This window comes from Mycobacteroides saopaulense (genome assembly GCF_001456355.1).
GTDB lineage: Bacteria > Actinomycetota > Actinomycetes > Mycobacteriales > Mycobacteriaceae > Mycobacterium > Mycobacterium saopaulense.
Map to the genome: position 1 here is coordinate 1,115,214 of NZ_CP010271.1, position 22,026 is coordinate 1,137,239.

A 22,026-nucleotide genomic window follows, 5' to 3' on the forward strand; every position below is an offset into this window, starting at 1 on the left:
GCCCGTCAGCGCGCTTGTGTCAGCAGCATCGAGCCGCCGGATTCGCGTCCGCCTCGGCGTACCGCGCACGCCAAAACTCGGCTTCGGAGGGCACCGGACGGCCGGGGTGGCGACGCCGCAGATGCTCCACGTACCGCTGATAGTCGTGGTCGCCCATCACCGAGGTGAACCACCACACCAGTCCCTTGATCACCTTCATGTCCGGGTCTCCGCGAGTTCACGTGCCGCCCACTGTTTCTCGACGTCCTTCTCCACGTCGGTGGGCAGGAAGCCGCTGGGTGCGAACAGTGCGGACGGTTCCGCTGGGTCTTCACTGGTCGGCAGGCCGCCGGCCCGGACCGCGCGCAGGCAGGTCCAGAGCGCCGCTGCCACGACGACCAACACCAGCGAGGCGAAGACGGCAGAGAGCGTGCCCTGGACAAACGTGTTGCGAATCACCGCATCGATGGCTTCGGGTGTCTTGGCTGTCTTGAAACTCGTCAGGCCGGCGTCCCGCGCCGCCGCATAGAGCTGGTGCTGCTTCCAGTACCCGACGGCCGGATCCGCGGAGAAGATCTTCTGCCAGGACGCGGTCATGGTGACGGTGAGGTCCCAGGCCAGGGGGATAGCCGGGATCCACGCCCATGTATAGAGCCGCTTCTTGACGACGACCGTCAGCACCACGGTCAGGGCGATCGCGGCCAGTAGCTGGTTGGCGATGCCGAACAGCGGGAACAGGGTGTTGATGCCGCCGAGGGGATCGGTGACACCCATGAGCAGGATCGAACCCCAGCCGCCGACGACCATGGCCGAGCAGATCCAGGCTCCGGGCCGCCAGGAGGCGTCCTTGAAGCGGCGCAGCGGGCCGCCCAGGTTCCCCAGCGAGTCGGACAGCATGAACCGGGCCACTCGGGTGCCGGCGTCGACGGTGGTCAGGATGAACAGCGCCTCGAACATGATCGCGAAGTGGTACCAGAACGCCTTGAAACCGCTGCCGCCGAATACATCCGACATGACATGCGAGATCCCGATGGCAAGGGTCGGGGCGCCGCCGGTACGCGAGACGATGGAGGTCTCACCGATGTCGCGGGCGGTCTGCGTCAGCTGTTCACCGGTGATGTTCGGGCCGCTGAGGGGCAGACTGTTGACGTAGGCGGCGGCGGTTTCGGCGGTACCGCCGGTGGCGGCGGTCGGCGCGTTAATCGCAAAGTACAAGTGCTGGTTGAGGATCGCCGCGGTGACCAGCGCCATGACCGCCACGAACGACTCGGTGAGCATGCCGCCGTAACCGATGAAGCGGGCCTGGCTCTCCTTCTCCAGCAGCTTGGGCGTGGTGCCCGAGGCGATCAGTGAATGAAAACCGGAGAGCGCCCCGCAGGCGATGGTGATGAACAGGAACGGGAACAACGATCCGGCGAAGGCCGGTCCCGAGCTGTTGAAGGCGAACTGGCTCACCGCGGGCAACTGCGCCACGGGGCGGGCGATCAGGATGCCGACGGCCAGCATGGCGATGGTGCCGACCTTCATGAACGTCGACAGGTAGTCGCGGGGAGCAAGCAACAGCCACACCGGGAGCACCGAGGCGGCGAAACCGTAGAACATCATCAACCAGGCGATGGTGGTCTTGTCGAGGCTGAACAGTGCTTCGCCCCACCCCGATTCGGCCACCCAGCGGCCGGAGATGATCGCGGCGAGCAGCAGCGCCACCCCGATGACGGTTACCTCGGTGACCTTTCCCGGCCGCAGGTAACGCAGGTACACGCCCATGAACAAGGCGATCGGAATGGTCATCGCGATGGAGAACACACCCCAGGGGCTTTCGCCGAGGGCGTTGACGACAACCAGGCCCAGCACCGCGATCAGGATGATCATGATGACGAAGATCGCCACCATCGCGGCGACCCCGCCGACGGTGCCCATCTCGTCGCGGGCCATTTGCCCGAGGCTGCGACCGCCGCGCCGGGTCGAGATCACCAGCACCAGGTAGTCCTGGACCGCGCCGGCCAGCACGACGCCCACGACGATCCAGATGATTCCGGGGAGATACCCCATTTGGGCTGCCAGCACCGGACCGACCAGAGGCCCTGCCCCGGCGATGGCGGCGAAGTGGTGACCGAACAGCACGCGCCGGTCGGTCGGGACGAAGTCCTTGCCGTTGTCGAGCACCTCGGCGGGGGTGGCGCGGTCGTCCCGTGGCCGGACGAGCTTGCGTTCGATCAGCTTGGCGTAGAAGCGGTAGGCGATCAGATAGGTGCAGATGGCGGCGACGACGAACCAGACCGCGTTGACATGTTCCCCGCGCAGCAGCGCGATCATCGTCCAGGCGAAGGCGCCCAGCAGCGCCACCAACACCAGCACGATGCGGGTCGCCGGTGAGGGTGTCCGATTGTCGATCACACCCACCGGTGGCAGGTCGGGGTTGGTCCGCAGCAGTTCGACTCCGGGTGGGGGTGTCAGGTCCTGGGGCTCTGTGGCGGTGGCCATGGGCGTTACCTTAGGTCCCCGTCGTCGGGGCCCGTAGAACATCAACCGTCTGTTCAAGTTCAGGGAAAGATCGGGGCGATCCCTGATGTTCGCCCATGTGGGCGCTCATAGCGTCAAGACATGACCAAATCGGCGTGGTTCGCAACGGTTTTGGATGCCATGGTGGTGGTTTTCCCGGTTGCCGCGGTGGCGCTGGCGGCCGTTGCGCATGCGGGCCCGCAGGGATATGGCGACCCCGAGACCGTGATCAGTTCCCTTGAGGAACAAGGAAATTACGTCATCCTGAACCGAACCGGCAATTGGCCGCTGGAAGACTGCACGGTAACCCGGGTGCGGCAGGGGCCCTCGGTGTACCGCTATGAGCGTCCTGTCGGGGCCAGCTCCCAGTCGGTTCCGCAGAAGGTGCTGGACCACGGAACCTATTACGTGGACCTGGAATGCTGAGTGGCCACGTTCGGGAAAGATCAGGGATTTCCCCGATGCGCCAGGATGTTTCGGCGGCCTACGGTGAAGACATGACTACAGCACTGCGACGCCCCCGTGCCGGGGCGATGATCGGCGGAGTGTGCGCAGCAATCGCGCAGCGCTTTGGCTGGGATGTGACGATCGTTCGGGTTCTGGCGGTCGCGTCGATCCTGCTTCCCGGACCGCAGGTGCTGGCCTACCTGGTGTTGTGGGTGCTGATTCCGCGCGAGCAATGAGCCACCGCCTCGGGGCCGAAAGTTAATTTTTCGTAACCAACCGGTGTATGGGGTTTCTCTGACCGGCAAATCATGGGTTAGGCTCCGGACGTGCGGCGATACGACTACCCCCTACGGGTTATCGCGTTGGCCGTTGTCGCAGGCGTCCTGTGCTTTGTCGGAGTGAACCCGGGAAGTGTCATGGGCCAGGCAACGGCGATGACGCACGCCGTCGATCCGGAAGGTGCGAGTGCGGCGCCGGCGGATGCGCCTCAGGTCGATGCCTTCGCGCAGGTGGTGCAGATCGCCAAGATGTGTCGCGGGGTTCTCGCCGGAGCGATGCTGCTGGTACTGGGCTTCGTGATGCGCTACGTACTACTTACCGCGACGCGGGGATCGCCTGTGCTGCAACGGATCGTCGGCCAGGACGGTCGCATGGTGTTACTCAGGGGCTGTGTACATAGGTGCTGATGTGGTCGGAGCGACCCGACCCACCTCAGTCATGCCGCGATCACGCGGTTCTACACAGGAGTACCTATGCACAGGAGTTTGACCACCCATTTCGTTTCGGCCGCCCTCGTAGCGGCTGCGGCTCTCGCCGCGGCGCCCACGGCACTGGCGGGTCCGCAGGACGACGGTGAGAGCGCTGCCGACATCATCGCTGACCTGGAAGCGCGCGGGAACATCGTCGTCGTCAACCGGGTAGGCAGCGGGCCGATGAGTGATTGCAAGGCAACCGCCGTGCGCCCCGGCCGGTTCCTCAATCCGGGCACGGTGGTCAACACCCCCGGAGTGGCGTGGGGTGGCATCCTGCTGCAGCACCGCGTCGTCAACGTCGACATCAAGTGCTGAGGAAGTTCAGTAGCACGATCGCGTGATTGTGCTCGGGGTCCTTGGCGGCATAGAGCAGAGTGACGGTGCCGTGCTCGCGTTCGAGCTCCTGCGCGGTGTCCACCGCCGGATTGGTGGCGAGCTCGGCGCGGTACTCGTCGGCATAGACGGCCCGGTCCTCGGCGGGTGCGTGATGCCAGCGGACGCGCAGGTCGGGGCTGGGGGCGATGTCCTTGAACCAGAGATCGACCTGTGCGGCGGCCTTGCTCACCCCGCGCGGCCACAGCCGGTCAACCAGCACGCGATAGCCGTCCGAAGGGTCTGGAGTCTCGTAGATCCGCTTGGTGCGATAGGTCACCCGACCATTGTCCGTAGACTTTCCTACCCGTGAGCCTCAACCTCGGAATCGTTGGTCTGCCGAACGTCGGAAAGTCGACGCTGTTCAATGCGTTGACCCGCAACAACGTGCTGGCGGCCAACTACCCGTTTGCGACCATCGAGCCGAACGAGGGTGTGGTGCCGCTTCCGGACCCGCGCCTGGACAAGCTGGCGGAGGTGTTCGGCTCGGTGCGGACGCTGCCGGCGACGGTGACGTTCGTGGACATCGCCGGGATCGTCAAGGGCGCCTCCGAAGGCGCCGGGCTGGGGAACAAGTTCCTGGCCAACATCCGCGAGTGCGATGCCATCTGTCAGGTGGTCCGGGTGTTCGCCGATGACGACGTGGTGCACGTGGACGGGCGGGTCGATCCGGCGGCCGATATCGAGGTGATCGAGACCGAGCTGATTCTCGCCGACATGCAGACGCTGGAGAAGGCGGTGCCGCGGCTGGAGAAGGAAGCCAAGAACAAGAAGGACCGTCAGCCGCTTCTCGACGCCGCCAAGGCCGCGCAGGAGGTGCTCGACGGGGGCAAGACGCTGTTCTCGACGGGCAAGGACTGGTCGTCGGTGCGTGAGCTGAACCTGATGACCACCAAGCCGTTCCTGTATGTGTTCAACGCCGACGAGTCGGTGCTGGGCGATGAGGCTCGCGTGGCCCAGTTGCGCCAGCTGGTGGCCCCGGCCGACGCGGTGTTCCTGGACGCGAAGATCGAGTCCGAGCTGCAAGAGTTGGACGAGGAGTCCGCCGCGGAGCTGCTGGAGTCGATCGGGCAGAGCGAGCGTGGCCTGGATGCATTGGCGCATGCCGGTTTTCACACGCTGAAGCTGCAGACCTACCTGACCGCCGGGCCAAAAGAGGCGCGGGCGTGGACGATTCACCAGGGCGATACCGCGCCTAAGGCGGCGGGCGTCATCCACACCGACTTCGAGAAGGGCTTCATCAAGGCAGAGGTCGTGTCCTTCGACGACCTCGTCGAGGCCGGTTCGATGGCCGCGGCCAAGGCCGCCGGCAAGGTCCGGATGGAAGGCAAGGACTACGTCATGGTCGACGGCGACGTGGTCGAGTTCCGCTTCAATGTCTGATCAGCTGCCGCCATGTCCCGTATGCGGTGAGGGGTTCACCTACGAGCAGGGCACGCTTCTGGTGTGCCCCATGTGCGGTCACGAATGGTCCGCCGAGGATTCGCCGCTCGACGCTGATTCGGCAGCGGATTCCGGTGCGCAGATCAAGGACGCGGTGGGCAATGTTCTCGCCGACGGAGACACGGTCACCGTGGTGAAGACCGTCAAGGTCAAGGGCGGTGGCGGAGGCGTCATCAAGATCGGAACGAAGGTCGCGGGAATCCGTCTCATCTCCGACGGTGTGGGCGATCACGATATCGATGCCAATGTCCCCGGTTTCGGCCGCATACAACTCAAGTCAAGCGTGGTGAAGAAGGCTCTCTGATCGCTCAGCGGTCGTTGTCGCTCATAGCCGGGCACGCGCATGTGCCGTGAGAAATCAGTCGCGCGCTAATCCTGCACGTACGACACCACGGCCATCATCCCGGCCTCGCCGTGATAGATGTTGTGGCAGTGGGTAAGCCACTGTCCCGGGTTGTCGGCATTGAAGTCCACCTCGACGGTCTTCATGGGCGCGACCAGGACGGTGTCCTTTCGGGCGCGGAACGTTCCCTTCGCGTCACGGACCTCGAACGTGTGTCCGTGTAAGTGCATGGGATGGAACATCATCGAATTGTTGATGAAGCGCAGACGCACGCGTTGGCCCTCACGTACGGGCAGACCGTCGCGCGGGTCATAGGTCTTTCCGTTGATGGTCCACGTGTACTTGCCCATGGGTCCCGCCAATCGCACGTCATGGATGACATCCGGATCGCGCCGTTGCAGTTGAACCTCGGGGGAGGCGGTCAATGTCGCGGTATCCAGCGGCACCTGGGACTTCATCAGCATTGCGGCGTCCTCGGCGCGGCCGCGCACTGGCGTATCGCCGGAGCGCAGAATCAGTTGCGCGAAGCCCTTTTTCCCTTCGGGCACGGCCACCACCGGCACCGATGAACCCGGGATGGTGACCACGGCGTCGACTCGCTCTCCCATGGTGACCAGGATGGTGTCGGCCTTGTAGGGCTGCACTGGGAAACCGTCGGTATGGGTGACGGTCATCGACACGCCCGGAATGCCGACCCGGAACGCGGTATCGCCGCCGGCGTTGACGATGCGCAGTCGCACGCGCTGCCCGGCCCGATATGTGGCGGCCTGCGGATCGGCGGCCACTCGCCCGTTGATCAGGTAGTAGGGATACGTTACGTCGCCGGCGTCCATTCCCAGTGGCGCCGTGGGGTCCATCCCCATGCTCCCCATCATCGAGTGGTCCATCGGCGGCATGCCCTTCGCGCGCAGTCCGTCGAGTACCTGATCGGGGTTGGTGCCGGTGCCGTCGATCCAGTCATCGAGAGCCACCACCAACTCCTCGTCGTAGTCGGTGCGCTCGTCGGGGTCCTCGATGATCAGCGGCGCGTACAGCCCGCGATCGATTTGTGTCCCGACGTGGGGGTGGAACCAGTACGTTCCCGCGTGCGGCACCGCGAACTTGTAGTCGAAGACCCCCGTCGGTGCGATCTCCGGCTGGGTGAGGCCGGGCACGCCGTCCATGTCGTTGCGTAGTGCCAGCCCGTGCCAATGGACCGTGGTGGGTGCCGGCAGATTGTTCGTAGTTTGCACGCGGAGGATTTCGCCCTTGCGAACGCGGATCTCTTGACCGGGTACCCGCCCTCCGTATGCCCACGTTGGCAGCCGGGTCCCGGCGAGGTCGATCTGGGTGGGGCCGGCGTTCAGAGCGAACTGTCTGACCGGTGCGCCCTGGCTCCGCCTGGCTGCCTCCACCGTGGCAACACGGGGCGAATCAGGGCCAACACGTTGCAGAGTGGCGCTTCCTCGCGGATTCCCGGCGCAGGACGCGAGAAAGCCCGCGGCAGCGACCGTCATGCCCAGGCGGAGAAGTTCACGTCGGCCAAGTAGCGGTGAAGTGCCAGTATTCATACCGCTATATATACCCCGTAGGGGTATTAAATGCCAATTGCGTGCTATGGTCGCGATGTGTTGCCGTCCAATGGTGAACAGCAACCGGTGTGGCGGGGAGATGCCGTGTCGGGAGTCCGTGCGCGGGCTTTCACGTGCTGAAGTTCGGCGGTCGGCCGCGGAGGCGATGGGTTGCCCTGCTTCTCGTTGGCGTGATTGCCGCTCTCCCCGTTGTCCACTGCGCGGTGACGGCCGATGCCGCGCTTCCGGTGGTCTCTCATCATTTCGTCGTGTCCGTGTCCGGAGACACTGCAGACGCCGGCCACGACATAGGCAGGGCGGCCCAGGACTTCTCGTGCCATGTCTTCGACGTGATCGCCGGGAAAATCCGTTCGGGCAGCGCATTCCGCATGCTCTGGGCGGCGGCAATGGTCGTGAGCATGATCCTGGTGCTGCGCCCGCTGCGGGTGGTCGCCACCCGTGCGCCACCGCGACATGCGTATTGGGCGGTGACGGGGGGCCGTGCCCGTCTGCAACAGATCTGCGTGAGCCGACGCTGACGAATGCCCTGCAGCAGAGACCTCTGTCTGCCGCACACGGTTGTCATCGAAGGCTCCGTCACGCCGGGCGTGACGCAACGTAGGGAATCGTTATGTATGGACGTCTTATCTGCCACCGCCTGGGCGGCCTGTGTGTGGCCGCCGCAACCGTCGGGGCACTGATCGCTGCTCCGCCCGCGGGGGCGGGGCCCAAGAATCTGGGAAATGCCGACCTTGTCGTCGCGTCTCTGAAGGCCAGGGGTGACAGGGTCGTCGTCAATCGTCGCGGCAATACGCCGCTGAACGAGTGCGTCGCGACCTCCGTTCGCGAGGGCCGCTCGGAGTATCGCTGGCAGCGCGTCCGTGGCGCCGATCCGACGAGTCCGCTGGTGCAGGTGCTGGACTATCGGGTCATGCATGTCAGCGTTGAGTGCTGACCACGGTTAGGTAGCGATCAGGTCACATACCCCATGAGGGTATGTGAAATCGTGCTAACCTGGCGCACATGCTGACCGGAGTGCGCCGCAGGAGTGGCCATGGTCAGTTGTGGCTTGTCGCGGTGTTGGTCGCAATGATCGCGAGTCTGCCGATCCTGCACTGTGTCTCCAATGCCGGCGGCAGTGCCGATACGACGCACCACCAAGCGACGCACGCCGCACTTCTGGGGCACGGGCCCGCGGCAACACATGCGCACCTCGACGACGCGATCCACCAGCTGGCATGTCAGACGGTGGATGGACTCTTCGCGTTGACCCGCGGGCACAACCCGTTACGAGTTCTGATCGTGCTTGCCGCGTTGGCTCTGGCAACTCTCGTGTTCCAGCCCGTTGCCGCGCACCTATCCCGCGGGCCACCGCTACCCGTCGGCTGTCGCGGGTCCCGGACGGGCCGGGACATTCTCACCACTCTCTGCGTCATTCGGCGCTGATCGGCCCTGCGTGGGCAAGCGGGGTTTCGCACGCCCACACCCGCCGTCATCAGCTTCCCGGCCGCGTCTTGCGGCCCTCACGCAGGGATCTCCATGAACAACAGCATTGCTCTGTCATCTCGTCGTAGCTGCACCCACCTAGGGCCGAAGTTCCACGACCCCAACACGTTGGTGGGCAACACCCCGGTGTTGTGGGTGTCGGAACCATTCGCAACACCTGGCACTGGCTTCTGGGCCAAGCTCGAAGGCCACAATCCCAACGGCATGAAAGACCGGCCCGCGCTGCACATGATCGAGCAGGCCAGGGAGCGCGGGGACCTCAAACCCGGCGCCATGATCGTCGAATCAACCAGCGGAACACTGGGGTTGGGACTGGCCCTGGCCGGGATCATCTATCGTCACCCGGTCACCCTCGTCACCGATCCGGGATTGGAGCCGATCGTCAGCAGCATGCTGACGGCCTACGGCGCCCGTGTGGACGTCGTGACCGAGCCGCATCCGGTCGGCGGCTGGCAGCAGGCCCGCAAGGATCGTGTCGCCGAAATACTTGCGGTCGAAACGGATTCGTGGTGCCCCGATCAGTACCAGAACCCCGACAACGTTGACGCCTATCGTGGGCTGGCCGAGGAACTGATCGACCAGCTGGGCACCGTGGACACCCTCGTCTGCTCGGTCGGCACCGGGGGACATTCCTCGGGTGTGGGACGTGTACTGCGGGAACATAATCCGAATCTGCGCCTGGTAGGGGTCGACACCATTGGCTCCACGATCTTCGGGCAGCCCGCCAGTACGCGGCTGATGCGGGGCCTCGGGTCGAGCATCTATCCGGGCAATGTCGACTACCCCGCGTTCGACGAAGCGCATTGGGTGGCACCCAACGAGGCGGTCTGGGCGGCCCGCACCTTGGCCGCCAGTTATCACGCGAGCGGCGGATGGAGCGTCGGAGCAGTCGCGTTGGTCGCCGGATGGGTGGCCCGCACGTCCGCCCCAGGGACTCGCGTCGCCGCCATATTCCCCGACGGCCCGATGCGCTATCACGGCACGATCTACGACGACGATTACTGCCGCAGCCATGATCTGCTGGATAGGCCGCCGGCGCAGGATCCCGACGTGATCGATGATCCGTCGGACCGTGTGGTGGACCGATGGACCAGACTGACCCATGTGACCGACCCGATAGGACGGATGGCGTGATCCAGACACTGCGCCAATTCCGGTCTTTCGATCGGCCCAGCCAGATCCTGATGGTGAACCAGTTCGCCATCAACGTCGGCTTCTACATGCTGATGCCCTACCTGGCCGGATATCTGGCCGGGCCACTGGGATTGGCCGCGTGGATGGTGGGGTTGGTGCTCGGCGTCCGGAACTTCTCTCAGCAGGGCATGTTCCTGGTGGGAGGCACCCTGGCCGACAGGTTCGGATACAAACCGCTGATTGTCGCGGGCTGTCTGTTGCGCACCGCGGGATTCCTGATGCTGGCGTTCGTGGGGTCGCTACCGGCGATACTGATCGCATCGGCGGCAACAGGTTTCGCCGGTGCACTGTTCAATCCCGCGGTGCGTGCCTACCTGGCATCGGACTCGGGGGAGCGCCGGGTGGAGGCCTTCGCCGTCTTCAACGTCTTCTACCAGGCGGGCATCTTGTTCGGGCCGATCGTCGGTTTGGCGTTGACGGCCTGGGATTTCCGGATCACCTGCGCCGTCGCCGCGGCGGTGTTCGCCGTGTTGACGGTCATCCAGTTGATGGCGCTGCCGCCGAACAATGCCGAACAGGACACGGACAAGCAGCCGGTGCTGGCCGACTGGCGAACGGTGTTGTCCAACAAGGCCTTCCTGCTGTTTTCGGGTGCCATGACCGGCTCGTACGTGCTGACGTTCCAGGTGTATCTCGCGTTGCCGTTCCAGGCCGCACTGCTGACCGATGACAAGAAGTCCGAAACAGTGCTGGTGACAAGCATCTTCGTGGTGTCGGGACTGGTGGCGATCGCCGGGCAGGTGCGACTCACCGGCTGGCTGTCCGCGCGGTTCGGCCCAAGCCGCAGCCTGGTGCTCGGGATGCTGGTCATCGCCGCGGCCTTCGTCCCACTGGCGCTGTTGCCGTCGGCGGGTGCGGCGGGATCGATTCCGGCGGTCGCTGCGCTGCTGTTGTCGGCGGCCATGCTGGCAGTCGGCACCATCGCGACTTTCCCGTTCGAAATGGACACCGTCGTCAGGTTGGCGGGCAATCGTCTGGTCGCCACGCATTACGGGCTGTACAACACGATCGTCGGCGTCGGTATTTTGGCCGGAAACCTGATGACCGGCTCGGTGTTCGGCTACGCCCAGCAGCACGACAAGCCGTCCTTGCTGTGGGTCTCGCTCACCGGAGTCGGGCTGGTGTGCGCCGTCGCACTGTTCGCGTTGCGGCGGGCGGGGCTACTGGACCGGGGCAGTGAAGTGGCGCCGGCCGCCCGTGCCTGAGTAGTTTGTGGGGGCCATGACCACCCCCGCCAAGCCCGTCAACCTCATCAACCTCGAGAACGTCTCGAAGTCCTACGGCGTCAAACCGCTGCTCTCGAACGTCAGTCTCGGAGTGCAGGCGGGGGACCGCATCGGCGTGGTGGGCCTCAACGGCGGAGGCAAGACCACGCTGCTGGAGGTGCTCGCGGGTATCGAACCGGCGGATCAGGGCAGGGTGAGCCAGGCCGGGAACCTGCGCCTAGCCGTCGTCACCCAGCGTGACGAGCTGGAGGGCGCGACGGTCTTCGACGTCGTGATCGCACCCCTGGGTGTCGCCGAACACGAATGGGCCGGCGACGCACGCATCCGTTCGATTCTGGATGGCCTCGGAGTGGCGGCGCTCGGACTCGACCGGCGTGTGGACCAGCTTTCCGGCGGACAGCGACGCCGGGTGGGGCTCGCCGCCGCCCTTGTGCGTGACCTGGACCTGTTGATCCTCGACGAGCCCACCAACCACCTGGACGTCGAAGGCGTGCAGTGGCTCGCCGAGCATCTGCTCGCGCGTTCGGCGGGCAGGAGCGGAGTGACTCGGGGATCTGGCTCGACCGCACTGGTGGTCGTGACACACGACCGTTGGTTCCTGGATACCGTGGCCACCCGCACCTGGGAAGTGGTCGACGGCAACGTCGAATCGTATGAAGGCGGATACGCCGACTGGACGTTCGCACGCGCCGAGCGCGGCCGCCAGGCCGACGCGGCGGAAGCGCGCCGCCGCAACCTCGCGCGCAAGGAGTTGGCCTGGTTGCGTCGCGGCCCGCCCGCGCGCACATCCAAGCCCCGGTACCGGATCGAGGCGGCCGAAGCCCTGATCGCGGATGTGCCTGCGCCCCGAGACTCGGTGGCGCTCACCGCATTCGCGCGCCGACGTTTGGGCCGCATCGTCATCGAGCTTGAGGATGCAACGGTGACCACGCCCGCCGGCGATGAGTTGGTGCGCGATCTGACGTGGCGCCTGGTCCCCGGCGAGCGCATTGGGCTGGTGGGCGTCAACGGATCCGGGAAGACGACCTTGTTGCGGGTGCTGGCCGGTGCGGTGCCGTTGGCCGCCGGACATCGCAAGGAAGGCAAGACGGTCAGCATCGGCTGGCTGCGCCAGGAACTCGACGACCTGCCCGAAGACATCCGCGTGCTCGATGCGATCGAATCGATCGCCCTGCGAATCACCCTGGGGGACAAGGAGCTATCGGCCTCCCAGGTTGCCGAGATGCTTGGCTTTAGCCCGGCGCGCCAGCGCACCCCGGTCGGTGATCTGTCTGGTGGCGAACGCCGCCGGCTGCAGATGACGCGCGTGTTGATGGCCGAGCCGAACGTGCTGCTGCTCGACGAGCCCACCAACGACCTGGATATCGAAACCCTGCAGCAGGTCGAAGACCTGCTCGATGGGTGGGCTGGCACCCTGGTGGTCGTCAGCCATGACCGGTATCTCATCGAGCGCGTCTGCGATTCGACATGGGCCCTGTTCGGTGACGGCAAGCTGACCAACCTGCCCGGTGGCATCGAGGAGTACCTGCGCCGGCACGCCCAGCCGGCGGCCGCGGCGGCCAAGCCCGCTCCGGAACGCGGCCGCGACGGTGCGGCGCTACGGGCGGCACACAAGGAACTCGGGAGGCTCGAGCGGGCCGTCGCCAAGCTGGGCGAGCGGGAGGCCGCGCTGCATGGGCAGCTGGCTCAACATGCCACCGATCCGGACCGGGTGGTGACGCTGACCGCCGAGCTCAATGCCGTCGTCGCCGAGAAAGACGCCACCGAGGTGCAGTGGATGGAACTCGCCGAGGAACTTGAGTAGTTCCCGGCAACGGTTCTTAAAGAAAAAGCGAGGGCAGTCGGTGTGACTGCCCTCGCTTATTGAACGGATTGAGTGAGAAACATCCGGGACTGGGCCCGGCATGCGATGCGCTACGCGCCTCGCCGATGCGTCCCCCCTCTGGGGGTTCGCCAACCTGCCGTTATACGGCTAGCGGGAACCACTCATCGGTCTGCTCCGTGTTGTCGCCCTCGACCAGCAGCTCGCCGCTGTAGATGGCTTCGAAGTCGATCTCGATGACCGTGGCACCGAATTCCTCGTTCGTCATGTACTTGACAGTAGGGGTCACCATTAAGAAATCATTGAGTCACGAATCGGAAAAGTCTGGCAATTTTCGCCACGAGCATCGGCGCAGGTCATGGACCATGAGCGACCTTGCTGAACTCTTAAGAAAGCGGATTTGTGCCCTTGACGAGCACCCAGGCCGCGACCGCGCCGCCGATTCCGGCTATGAGCAGCACCGATGAGACCGCGGCCGGCCATTCTTCGCGGCCAAAACGCCCGTCCACGGATATGCGGCCCGGTCCCAGCAGGATCACCGCCGCGGCGGCAGCGGCGAGCACCAGAGGGAACTGCAGGGCGGTGCCGGAGGGAAAGAGGTCGTGCCGCGCCGAGTAGCTCAACATCGCGGCGTAGAGCATCGACCCCAGTACCGCGCTCCCGCCGAGTGGAGTGAGGAGCCCGGCGACGAGCAGCGCGCCGCCGATGCTGTAGGTACCCGCGAGCACGCGCGCCGCCAGATCGGCGGACGCGCTCGCCGCCGCGCCGATCTGCACGAACTGCTCGGACGCGAATACGACGTGCAGCCCACTCCAGCACAGCGTCGCGCCCACGGCGACACGCAGGATCAACAGCCCAATATCGTTGCGAGTCAACGGATCGCTGTACTGCTTACTTGGCACGCCGGAATTCTAGGGGACGCGCGCTATGGTGAATCCGCTATGGCGGCGGTCACTTCCCGGTACGACGACGGCAACGACATCCCCGGCATACCGCCCGTGCGCATCGCACGTGCCGAGCTGACAACCATCACCGCGATCACCGCCCTGGTGTTCGGCTGGGCCAGCAGGGGATACGGATACTTCTTCGACGAGGCCTACTTCATCGTCGCCGGACGTGACCACCTGTCCTGGGGATACTTCGACCAGCCGCCGCTGGTGCCCTTCATCGCGGGCCTGGCCGACAACATCGCACCCGGCTCGTTATGGGTGCTGCGCCTGTCGGCTACCGCGGCAGTGGCTATCGGGACGCTGATGTGCGGGTTGATCGCCGCCGAGCTGGGCGGTGGGCGCCTCACTCAGTCCGTATCGGCTATTGCCTATGCCACCGCCATGTTCCAGATCCTGGCCCATTGGCTGCAGACACCGGCGATCGATCCGGCGCTGTGGTCCACGGTGTGCTGGCTGCTGGTGCGCTGGACCCGCAGCCTGCGGGAACGGTTACCCGAGGATCGGCTGCTGCTCTGGGCGGGGATCGTCACCGCGATCAGCCTGCAGACCAAGTTTCTGATCCCGGCCCTATGGCTTGCGGTGCTGCTGGGTGCGGTGGTGTTTGGCCCACGGGCGCTGCTGCGCCGCAGGCAACTGTGGATCGGTGCGGCGGTTGTCGTCGTGACCGCCGTCCCGACCCTTATCTGGCAGGCCACCCACGGATGGCCGTACCTGCGCATGGCCGGCATCGTCGCCGCGGAGTCCGAGCGCGGAGCGGCATTGTTGGTAGGCATGCTCGTCGGTTCGGCTGTCATCGGACTGGTGCTGCTGCTGGCCGGAATCGTGGCGCTGCTGGCGGCACCGTCGCTACGGCCCTACCGGTACCTGGGTGTGGCCGCGGCGTTGGTGGGGCTGTTCATGTTCGCCTCCCACGGCCGCGCCTACTACGGCATGGGGTTGTATGCGCTACTGATCGCCGCGGGTGCGGTCGGGCTTTCCCGGTGGCGTCCCACCCGGCCGGCGGTGCGCGGCGTGGTGTACGGACTCATTGCGTTGGTGACGGCAGCGTCGGTGATCATGGCGATCGTCCGGCTGCCCATCGTGTCCGAAGCGACCGCCGCGCGATGGTTTTCCTGGGCCGGAGAGATGGGGCCCACCATGCTCGCCGAAGGCGATCACTCCACCGAGGGGCTGCGCCAGATCGCACGGGACACCTACGACTCGATACCGCCGGAGATCCGTGGCCGCACGGCCTTGGTCGTGCAGATCTACCCCATGGCTGCCGCCTATGACGTCGAAGCCGGACGTGACGGGATCTTGCGTGCCTACAGCTTCCACCGTGGCTATTACTACTTTGGCGCACCACCGGAATCCATGACGGACATGCTGTACATCGGCGTCGACGATCCGGATCCCGAACTTGCCCAAGGATTCCGGGGAGTGCAGCGGATCGAGCTGCTCCACGCCCCCGGCGAGGACGAGGCACACGTCTACCGGTACTACGGCAGAATTGCGCCGTGGCAGCAGCTATGGGACGACTGGCGCACCTACAAGTAGTCGCGCGATGACGATCGAACAGATGGCGCCCCGCGACGCCCAGATGTACTGGATGTCGACGAAGATCCCGAATGACCAGTTTCTGCTGTTCTGCTTCGACTCGCCCTCCGAGGATGTCGCCGCGGTGTGCGAGACGGTCGCCGAACGCGCGACCCGGATCGCGGATTTGCGGGTGCGTGCCGTCGACGTCCCCGGACATCTCGACTACCCGTATTGGGCTCCGCGCGATGAATCGCAGATGCCGGTGACGGTGCACAGGCTGCCCGACTCCGGCTGGCCGCAGTGTCGATCCGCGATTGCCGCATTGCTGCCCAGCACGGTCGATATCCGCGAAAGCCCCTGGCATCTACATCTTTTCCCTGGAGTTCTCGGGGCGCCGCGGACGGCCGGTACGGCGCTTGTGGCGGTGTTGCAGGTATCGCATGCGTTGGCCGACGGTCGGCGGGCCACCGCCGCCGCGCGGGCCTTGTTCGGAGATGGTGTATCGGAGAAGGGGCCGTTGCCCCAGGTGCCGGCCCGCGCGGCCCTGCGCGGGCTGATGGGCTTCCCGGCCAAACTGGGGCAACTGCTGGGCGCGAGCCGGGGTGGGTACGTGGCCTACCGGCGTCAGCAGGAGCTTGTCGCGGCCGGTGAGTTGGAGCCGGAACCGCACGGCTTCCCGCTGATTTCGCTCAACACGCGGCCCGATGACCGCCGCGAGATCCGGATGATCGTGCGGCCGCGCGACGAGCTGCGCGCCGACAACGTCAGCGTGACCGTCGCGGTCATGGCCGCGATCGGCACGGCGCTACCGCGGTATCTGCGCCATCACGGGCAGTGGGTGCCGGAGCGATTGGGTGCCGAGGTGACCGTCGCCGACGCCGGGGAATCGTTGGCGCGTAACAACTTCAGGAATGTGGGCGTCGACCTGTGCTGGGACGAGCCGGACGTGCGCACGCGAGCACGCAGGATTGCCGACGGCATCGAACGCAGGCGTCTTCGCGCGGCGCATCCGGTGTTGGTCGCACAGCGCGCGGGCGGGGCGGCGCTGCCCGCACCGATGATGTGGGCCGGCGTCAACGCCTTCAATCTCGACCTCATGCCGCCCACCGTCGCCGGCAACACCGTGGTGTCCAGTGTGGTGCGCGGTGCCGCCGATCTGACATTGGGCGGTGGGCGGGTGGTGTTCACTGCTGGGTTCCCGGCGCTCTCGCCGGTGATGGGCCTGACCCACGGGGTGCACGGGATCGGCGACGCCGTCACGGTGAGCGTGCACACCAGCGCGGCGGTGATGCCGGATGCCGACCATTACGAAGACCTGTTGGCCGATGCGCTTACCGAGGTTTCCCGCCAGCTGCGATGAGTTTTCCCGTCGGCGGGGGTCGATACCGGTATGCCGACGATTACTCCTTGCCTGTGGTTCGACACCCAAGCCGAAGAGGCCGCCACCTTCTATGTGTCCGTGTTTCCCAACTCCCGGATCCTTGAGGTCACCCACTACGGGCCGAACACGCCGATGCCGGAGGGCACCGTGCTCACCGTCGAGTTCGAGCTCGACGGAAAGCGGTACACCGCGCTGAACGGCGGCCCCCAGTTCACCTTCGACGAGGCGATCTCGTTCCAGATCGATTGCGCATCGCAGGAAGAGGTCGACCGCTACTGGGAGGCGCTGACCGCGAACGGGGGAGAGGAGTCCCAGTGCGGTTGGCTCAAGGACAAATTCGGGCTGTCCTGGCAGGTGGTTCCGCGCGAGCTGATCGACCTGATCTTCCACTCCGACACCGTGACCGGTAACGCGGCGATGCAGGCCATGATGACCATGCGCAAGCTCGATGTTGCCGTCGCCAAGGACGCGGTGGCCGCGGCGAAGGGCGCTTCTTCCTAGTCCTCGTCGCCGAAGTCGACGTTCCAGCCCATGGACTTGTAGCGGCGCTTCTCGGACTCGCGACGCTGCTTTTCGGCGCGCTCGTGCTCGCTCCAGTCGCCGATGACGCCGGGGGATGCCTTGGGTAGATCGCCGAACAGCTCGTTGCCGTTGTCCCAGTTGATCAGGAACTCCGGGGTCTGGTGTTCGTCGTCGTCTTCGCCCTTGCCGCCGCGGCCGTGGGCGCCGCCCATGGGGGCCATGCCCATGCCACCCATGCCGATTCCACCGCCACGGATTCCTGCGCCACCGATGCCGGCTGGGTTGGTGCCGCCAGCTCCCGGTCCGGGAACTCCTGCTCCACCGCGCAATGCGCCTGGGCCGCTGAGGGTTCCGGTGCCCGAGCCTGAGCCCGATGGCGAGTTGAAGCCTGCTGAGGTGGTGGTGCCGGGCGCCAGGCCGGAGCCGTCCTTGCCCAGGCCGCCCGCGAGGCCGCTGAGCGCATTGCCCAGGCCACTGCCCGAGCCGCCCGAGCCGCTTTGGGGACTGCCGCCGCCTGCGCCGCTGCCGCCACCCGAACCCGCGCCTTGGCCTTGCCCTTGACCGCCCGAGCCGTCGCTGAAGGCGGGCTTGGTGTCCTTGTCGGCAAGGCCATTGGTGAGCTTGCTCAAATCACCCGAGCCCTGTCCGCCTGTACCGCCGTTCTGGCCGCTTCCACCGGTGTTGTTGCCGCCGCCGGTGCCGGTGCCTTCGGGACGATTTGTGGGCTCTTGCAGCGTGATGTTCCCCGGATTATTGCCCTGTGGGGGACGAACATCGGTGACGTTATCGCCCTCGCGCACCACTGGTTCGCTGAACAGGCCGACCATCTGAAGGCGTGCAAAGAACTGCTCTTGGTTTTTCCGCTGTTGTATGTCTGCGTCCGACGATCCCGACTTCTTGAGCTGCGAGACCTGGGCGTCGGACATCGGCGGCTCGATGCTCCGCTTGGCGGCGCTCATCGCGTCGGCAAGCGGCGGCATTCTGTCGGCCACGTGCCGAATGCTGATGATGCCTCTCTCCGAGGCCCGGAAATACTCGGACATGTTGGCCTGTAGGGATTTCGCGGCCGCCCCACGCCAGTCCTCGACCAGCATGCCCTGCACCTTGCCGCCGAGCGTGTGCATGATGTCGCCCAGTTGCTCGGCGATGCTGTTGATCGATTCCTGGGCCGCTTGCGGGCTGCCGGTCTGGAATGCCTGGGCGGCGTTGTAGATCGACTGGTGGTCGTGGCCTTCCCAGTGTTCCTTCTGGATCTGCTTCTTCCCCATGTCTTCTCCTCTTGAAAACGGCTGGCTCTAAGGTATTTTCGGCTCGATCTGCTTCATGATCTGCAGGGCCAACGGGCATTGGTCGTAGTGCTGCTCGGTGAGATCGGTCTTCAAGTCCACTTGCACGGACGCGACACCCTGCTGAGAAGGAATGGCAATCGAACAACTTATGGCGCTCGTCGTGTGAACCAGCCAGCCCGACCGCGAACCAATCTGCACTGGTTCCTGCCGATCGAATCGCTTTTGGGGTTGCCCAAGCTGGTCCAAGTTGGCATCGACCGCGTAGATCTTGATGCCCCATTTTGGGCCAACCCACATACAACCTCGAACGTTCTGCCCGAAGGCGATGCTGTGCGCGTCCTGCCTACTGGCAGGATCGACTTCCCAACTGGTGAGCTCCTCACTTGTCGCTGCGGCACAGCCGTCGAAAGTGGTTCCTTTGACCGGATCACCGCTTGTCTGCGTGGTTGTAGTCATCACGGAGTCGTCGGGTGAAGACACCGAAGACGAGGCTGACCCTGCAGCAGGTGACCCCTGGATGCCGTCATGCGTGCATCCCGCGATAAGTGCAGCCGACGCGGCGACTACGGTGATCCATCTCATGGGTTGAGTTTTCCTGACTCGTCAGCTGGTGGGTGGCGGGTAGACGCCAAGGCCGTTGCTGTCGATGGTGTCGCCTTTGAGCTGCTCGAATGATTCGGCATTCCGATGCTCCATAGAGTCATACTCGTTTTGAGCGACCTTGGCCCACTCTGCCCAAGTCTTCACAGTTTTGATGTGTGCATCAATGACCGAGACGACCGACTCGGAGGGACCGGTTACTAACTCAGCTAAAGCATCGTTCCACGACGTGCCCTCTGCACAGCCACCCATACCTACGTCTGCGTTGAACGCCGCTGCAGTCAGGCGAAGACTCTCCAGTTTGTCTACCGTTGCGCTGAACTCCTGTGACACCTTCGTAGCGGCCCCTGGCGCCAGGTGCAGCTCGTTCATGTCGAGTCCCGATTCGCCGGGCATGGACGCTCCCCTCGCTGGTCAAGCGGACATATTTGTCCTACACATACCTCTGACGTCAGCTGGCCCGATTTGGTTCCATGTTTTTCGGATGAGGAGGAACTCGGGTCGTCAGGTGCGCACTGTGCAGGGCGCCGGTCCTAGCTCGAAGATAATCGGCGCCGCCTCTGCTGGGTAACAGCCGATGATCGACGTGTTGTCGGTTGATGAAGCAGACCGCGGACGCTTACGTGAAGATCCTCCGGGTTGTGAGAGGAAAAAGCGGCCTGAGCAGGCTCTCCTGCTCAATATTTAGTTGAATTCGGTACGACTGTTGAGCGGACCGCCGAGGTGTTGGAACCGATACGCCTGCAACCTAGTCGGATCAGTTAGGCGAAGCATGGCTTCTGGTGACGTTGGAAATTGCGAGCAGTGGGCTCGTGTAAAACACGATGGGAATCTGAGATGGGCAGTCGAGAAGACGGCGAGCTTGTGGTCGGGGTGGCCGCGAACGGCACTATCTCGGCGGAGCTGACCGGAGACAGAGAGCTTGTTCGCGTTCAAGTCCAGCAGGGTTGGGAGGGGGCGATACCAGCGAGCGGACTGGGTTCAGCGGTCCTGACCGCTTACAGCGACGGTCTGTCGAAGTTGCCAGAACTCTCGATTGGGGATCTATTGGCCAACCCCAGGGGCTTCGACCACGGCATGGATTCAAGGTCGAGCGAGTTCGGTGGACCTCCTCGCAGCGTGGAGAGCTTTTCGGAGGATCTCCAGAACACAATCGATCAAGCGGCGGCGGCGCTGAACGACTTACGACTGGCGACCAGGGCTGCGAACGCTCCTGACCAATCCGTCGTTCGTACGGTGGCATTCCGCTTAAGGCAGAAGTGGGTCGTTGGTTGCAAGGTGAATCCCGATTGGGCGGCTGGAAAATCGGGGATAGAAATCACCCAAGAGGTCATGCGTGCCCTCGAGTTAGCGCGGAGTGGATCCAACGACATAGATCCGAGTACTGCAGCCCAAGAGCGAGTACAGCAGGCAGTCCAATCGTTGATGGGCTTCGGATACGAAGCAATCGCGAGCCTGTCTAATCCCAGGCCCACAAACACAAATGAGGGAGGCTAGCAAATATGGCACCGTCACCAGAGCGAATTAAGGTAGACGTGGACTGGCTGAGGAACCAATCGAAGAATTGGACATCATTAGGTGATGGCCTAGGTTCCGTGGGACAGGGTTCTGCATCTGTCAGGGTGGACAAAGCCGGTATAGGTGTTTTCGGTCAGGAAGTCACGAACGTGGCGGGATTCCTAAGTGCGTACAGCGAGTTCGAGACGACCTTCGAAGATCGCACGTCTGAAGGTGCGAAGGCCTGTCATGGAATTGCGTCTGCTGTAGTGGCGATAGCGGACGGCTATCAAGCGCAGGAAGCGACGACCACTAGCAACATTAGAAATACAGGATAAGGGGGCGGAGTGAAAAATGTCTGGGCCATATGAACTAGTAGAGAAATTACAGGAAATCGAACCATGGCCGGGGAAAATTCGCAACGGCGCCAACGATGTTGCGAACTCTTGGCTGGCTAAACATCTGCACCTAGACGGAGCCATCCGAGAGGGTGGAAACGGGGTGGCAGATAAAACACAGGAGTTGGTAGATAAAACCAAACCCGTGGTCCAGGATGCTAAAGATATCCAGAAGCTACAGAATGTTCCAGCAGGATGGGATGCAATCATTCGGAAGTTGTCTGGGGAAATCGTTGCGGAGTTCGGCAAACCAGAGATGGGTTTGCGTGGGCACTGGGAAGGCAGCGGCGCCGAGGCATACACAGCGATGTCAGAGCAACAGCAGCATGCGATGGAGAAACTGTTAGCAATGGCCAAGAAGGCCAAGCAGACAATCGATGATATGAATGATTCGGCCGAAACGTTCTTCTATGGTGTTATGGGCTTTGTCGTGGGCGCGTTGGTCGCTCTTGCGGCAGCGCTAATATCATTGGCCGGCGTGGTCACTGCCGTGCCAGGCTGGGCAGTATGCCTGACGGCAATCATTGCGGCAATCGGTGGACTGGCAAGCCTTATTACTACATTTGGAATGCGTTGCAATGATTTGGCAAAGGGCATTCGGTCTCTGAAAGATGAATCGAATGATCAACAGTTCTTCCCGGGGCCTCCGGCTGGCCGTTGGCCCGCAGTCAACAATGGTGCATACAGCTTGGATCAGGGCTGGGAGGCCAAGTAAAATGGACATCTTCGGCATTC

26 protein-coding genes are annotated in these 22,026 nt (G+C 64.3%); 17 read left to right on the forward strand and 9 right to left on the reverse strand.

What is annotated here, in order from left to right:
• Positions 1–19 precede the first annotated feature (19 nt).
• Both MYCSP_RS05610 and MYCSP_RS05615 read right to left on the reverse strand, forming a co-directional pair.
• Complete coding sequence (locus MYCSP_RS05610) at positions 20–199, reverse strand: YbdD/YjiX family protein (RefSeq protein WP_070913269.1); 180 nt, start codon at positions 197–199, stop codon at positions 20–22.
• Positions 196–2,463: a carbon starvation CstA family protein gene (locus MYCSP_RS05615; RefSeq protein ID WP_088413356.1), complete on the reverse strand. Its 2,268-nt coding sequence runs from the start codon at positions 2,461–2,463 to the stop codon at positions 196–198. The genes MYCSP_RS05610 and MYCSP_RS05615 overlap by 4 nt, the downstream gene beginning before the upstream one ends.
• A gap of 120 nt (positions 2,464–2,583) precedes the next feature.
• Between MYCSP_RS05615 and MYCSP_RS05620 the strand changes: the two genes are divergently transcribed.
• The 4 genes from MYCSP_RS05620 (at position 2,584) to MYCSP_RS05635 (ending at position 3,995) form a co-directional block, all read left to right on the forward strand.
• Complete coding sequence (locus MYCSP_RS05620; RefSeq protein WP_088413357.1) at positions 2,584–2,907, forward strand: hypothetical protein; 324 nt, start codon at positions 2,584–2,586, stop codon at positions 2,905–2,907.
• A 35-nt stretch (positions 2,908–2,942) separates the two neighbouring features.
• A complete protein-coding gene (locus MYCSP_RS05625; protein WP_070913272.1) occupies positions 2,943–3,164 on the forward strand; it encodes a PspC domain-containing protein in 222 nt (73 codons plus the stop codon).
• A 180-nt stretch (positions 3,165–3,344) separates the two neighbouring features.
• The gene (locus MYCSP_RS05630) at positions 3,345–3,614 is read left to right on the forward strand and encodes a hypothetical protein (protein ID WP_070913384.1); all 270 of its coding nucleotides are present in this window, start codon (positions 3,345–3,347) and stop codon (positions 3,612–3,614) included.
• Positions 3,615–3,680: 66 nt separating this feature from the next.
• On the forward strand, positions 3,681–3,995 hold the full coding sequence (locus MYCSP_RS05635) for a hypothetical protein (protein ID WP_162266204.1): 315 nt from the start codon (positions 3,681–3,683) through the stop codon (positions 3,993–3,995).
• On the opposite strand, the gene MYCSP_RS05640 is transcribed toward MYCSP_RS05635, so the two are convergent.
• Positions 3,985–4,332 carry a DUF488 domain-containing protein gene (locus MYCSP_RS05640; protein ID WP_088413360.1) on the reverse strand — a complete coding sequence of 116 codons (348 nt, stop codon included), beginning with the start codon at positions 4,330–4,332 and terminating at the stop codon, positions 3,985–3,987. The two genes, MYCSP_RS05635 and MYCSP_RS05640, sit on opposite strands and share 11 nt — an antisense overlap.
• Before the next feature lie 29 nt (positions 4,333–4,361).
• Here MYCSP_RS05640 and ychF point away from each other — a divergent pair, with 29 nt between their 5' ends.
• The gene (ychF, locus tag MYCSP_RS05645; RefSeq protein WP_083013875.1) at positions 4,362–5,435 is read left to right on the forward strand and encodes a redox-regulated ATPase YchF; all 1,074 of its coding nucleotides are present in this window, start codon (positions 4,362–4,364) and stop codon (positions 5,433–5,435) included.
• The gene (locus MYCSP_RS05650) at positions 5,428–5,799 is read left to right on the forward strand and encodes a zinc ribbon domain-containing protein YjdM (RefSeq protein ID WP_088413361.1); all 372 of its coding nucleotides are present in this window, start codon (positions 5,428–5,430) and stop codon (positions 5,797–5,799) included. Before ychF ends, MYCSP_RS05650 begins: the two co-directional genes overlap by 8 nt.
• Before the next feature lie 65 nt (positions 5,800–5,864).
• On the opposite strand, the gene MYCSP_RS05655 is transcribed toward MYCSP_RS05650, so the two are convergent.
• Positions 5,865–7,388, reverse strand: coding sequence for a multicopper oxidase family protein (locus MYCSP_RS05655; RefSeq protein WP_083013874.1), 1,524 nt, complete (start codon positions 7,386–7,388; stop codon positions 5,865–5,867).
• Positions 7,389–7,522: 134 nt separating this feature from the next.
• On the opposite strand from MYCSP_RS05655, the gene lpqS (MYCSP_RS05660) reads away from it, so the two are divergent.
• The 6 genes from lpqS (MYCSP_RS05660) to MYCSP_RS05685 all read left to right on the forward strand — a co-directional run bounded on the left by lpqS (MYCSP_RS05660) (position 7,523) and on the right by MYCSP_RS05685 (position 13,118).
• On the forward strand, positions 7,523–7,927 hold the full coding sequence (lpqS, locus tag MYCSP_RS05660) for a putative copper homeostasis (lipo)protein LpqS (protein WP_456080953.1): 405 nt from the start codon (positions 7,523–7,525) through the stop codon (positions 7,925–7,927).
• A gap of 92 nt (positions 7,928–8,019) precedes the next feature.
• Positions 8,020–8,343, forward strand: coding sequence for a hypothetical protein (locus MYCSP_RS05665; protein ID WP_083013872.1), 324 nt, complete (start codon positions 8,020–8,022; stop codon positions 8,341–8,343).
• 68 nt (positions 8,344–8,411) lie between these two features.
• Positions 8,412–8,834: a putative copper homeostasis (lipo)protein LpqS gene (gene lpqS, locus MYCSP_RS05670; protein WP_088413363.1), complete on the forward strand. Its 423-nt coding sequence runs from the start codon at positions 8,412–8,414 to the stop codon at positions 8,832–8,834.
• Positions 8,835–9,002: 168 nt separating this feature from the next.
• Entirely contained in the window at positions 9,003–10,028 is a 1,026-nt protein-coding gene (locus MYCSP_RS05675) for a PLP-dependent cysteine synthase family protein (protein WP_083013871.1), read from the forward strand.
• Between the two features lie 8 nt (positions 10,029–10,036).
• On the forward strand, positions 10,037–11,293 hold the full coding sequence (locus MYCSP_RS05680; RefSeq protein WP_162266317.1) for an MFS transporter: 1,257 nt from the start codon (positions 10,037–10,039) through the stop codon (positions 11,291–11,293).
• Between the two features lie 7 nt (positions 11,294–11,300).
• The gene (locus tag MYCSP_RS05685) at positions 11,301–13,118 is read left to right on the forward strand and encodes an ABC-F family ATP-binding cassette domain-containing protein (RefSeq protein WP_088413366.1); all 1,818 of its coding nucleotides are present in this window, start codon (positions 11,301–11,303) and stop codon (positions 13,116–13,118) included.
• A 160-nt stretch (positions 13,119–13,278) separates the two neighbouring features.
• Here the strand turns inward: MYCSP_RS05685 and MYCSP_RS23585 are convergent, their stop codons facing one another.
• Both MYCSP_RS23585 and MYCSP_RS05690 read right to left on the reverse strand, forming a co-directional pair.
• Entirely contained in the window at positions 13,279–13,404 is a 126-nt protein-coding gene (locus MYCSP_RS23585) for a hypothetical protein (RefSeq protein WP_005059458.1), read from the reverse strand.
• Positions 13,405–13,522: 118 nt separating this feature from the next.
• On the reverse strand, positions 13,523–14,038 hold the full coding sequence (locus tag MYCSP_RS05690) for a DoxX family protein (protein WP_083013869.1): 516 nt from the start codon (positions 14,036–14,038) through the stop codon (positions 13,523–13,525).
• A gap of 39 nt (positions 14,039–14,077) precedes the next feature.
• Here MYCSP_RS05690 and MYCSP_RS05695 point away from each other — a divergent pair, with 39 nt between their 5' ends.
• The 3 genes from MYCSP_RS05695 to MYCSP_RS05705 are packed head-to-tail and all read left to right on the forward strand — an operon-like array spanning position 14,078 to position 17,486.
• The gene (locus MYCSP_RS05695) at positions 14,078–15,622 is read left to right on the forward strand and encodes an ArnT family glycosyltransferase (RefSeq protein ID WP_088413367.1); all 1,545 of its coding nucleotides are present in this window, start codon (positions 14,078–14,080) and stop codon (positions 15,620–15,622) included.
• A 7-nt stretch (positions 15,623–15,629) separates the two neighbouring features.
• Positions 15,630–16,964 carry a wax ester/triacylglycerol synthase domain-containing protein gene (locus tag MYCSP_RS05700; protein WP_088413368.1) on the forward strand — a complete coding sequence of 445 codons (1,335 nt, stop codon included), beginning with the start codon at positions 15,630–15,632 and terminating at the stop codon, positions 16,962–16,964.
• A 30-nt stretch (positions 16,965–16,994) separates the two neighbouring features.
• Positions 16,995–17,486, forward strand: coding sequence for a VOC family protein (locus MYCSP_RS05705; protein ID WP_083013866.1), 492 nt, complete (start codon positions 16,995–16,997; stop codon positions 17,484–17,486).
• Here MYCSP_RS05705 and MYCSP_RS05710 read toward each other — a convergent pair.
• Genes MYCSP_RS05710 through MYCSP_RS05720 form a run of 3 tightly spaced genes read right to left on the reverse strand, consistent with a single transcriptional unit; the run spans position 17,483 to position 19,792 of the window.
• Entirely contained in the window at positions 17,483–18,775 is a 1,293-nt protein-coding gene (locus MYCSP_RS05710) for a hypothetical protein (protein ID WP_088413369.1), read from the reverse strand. The genes MYCSP_RS05705 and MYCSP_RS05710 overlap by 4 nt on opposite strands.
• 27 nt (positions 18,776–18,802) lie before the next feature.
• Positions 18,803–19,378 (reverse strand): DUF3558 family protein, encoded by a 576-nt coding sequence (locus MYCSP_RS05715; RefSeq protein WP_088413370.1) that lies wholly within the window; start codon positions 19,376–19,378, stop codon positions 18,803–18,805.
• A gap of 21 nt (positions 19,379–19,399) precedes the next feature.
• Complete coding sequence (locus MYCSP_RS05720; RefSeq protein ID WP_088413371.1) at positions 19,400–19,792, reverse strand: hypothetical protein; 393 nt, start codon at positions 19,790–19,792, stop codon at positions 19,400–19,402.
• 441 nt (positions 19,793–20,233) lie between these two features.
• On the opposite strand from MYCSP_RS05720, the gene MYCSP_RS05725 reads away from it, so the two are divergent.
• Complete coding sequence (locus MYCSP_RS05725) at positions 20,234–20,893, forward strand: hypothetical protein (RefSeq protein WP_157886155.1); 660 nt, start codon at positions 20,234–20,236, stop codon at positions 20,891–20,893.
• 354 nt (positions 20,894–21,247) lie between these two features.
• Positions 21,248–22,006: a hypothetical protein gene (locus tag MYCSP_RS05730; RefSeq protein WP_131822121.1), complete on the forward strand. Its 759-nt coding sequence runs from the start codon at positions 21,248–21,250 to the stop codon at positions 22,004–22,006.
• The last annotated feature ends 20 nt before the right edge of the window (positions 22,007–22,026 follow it).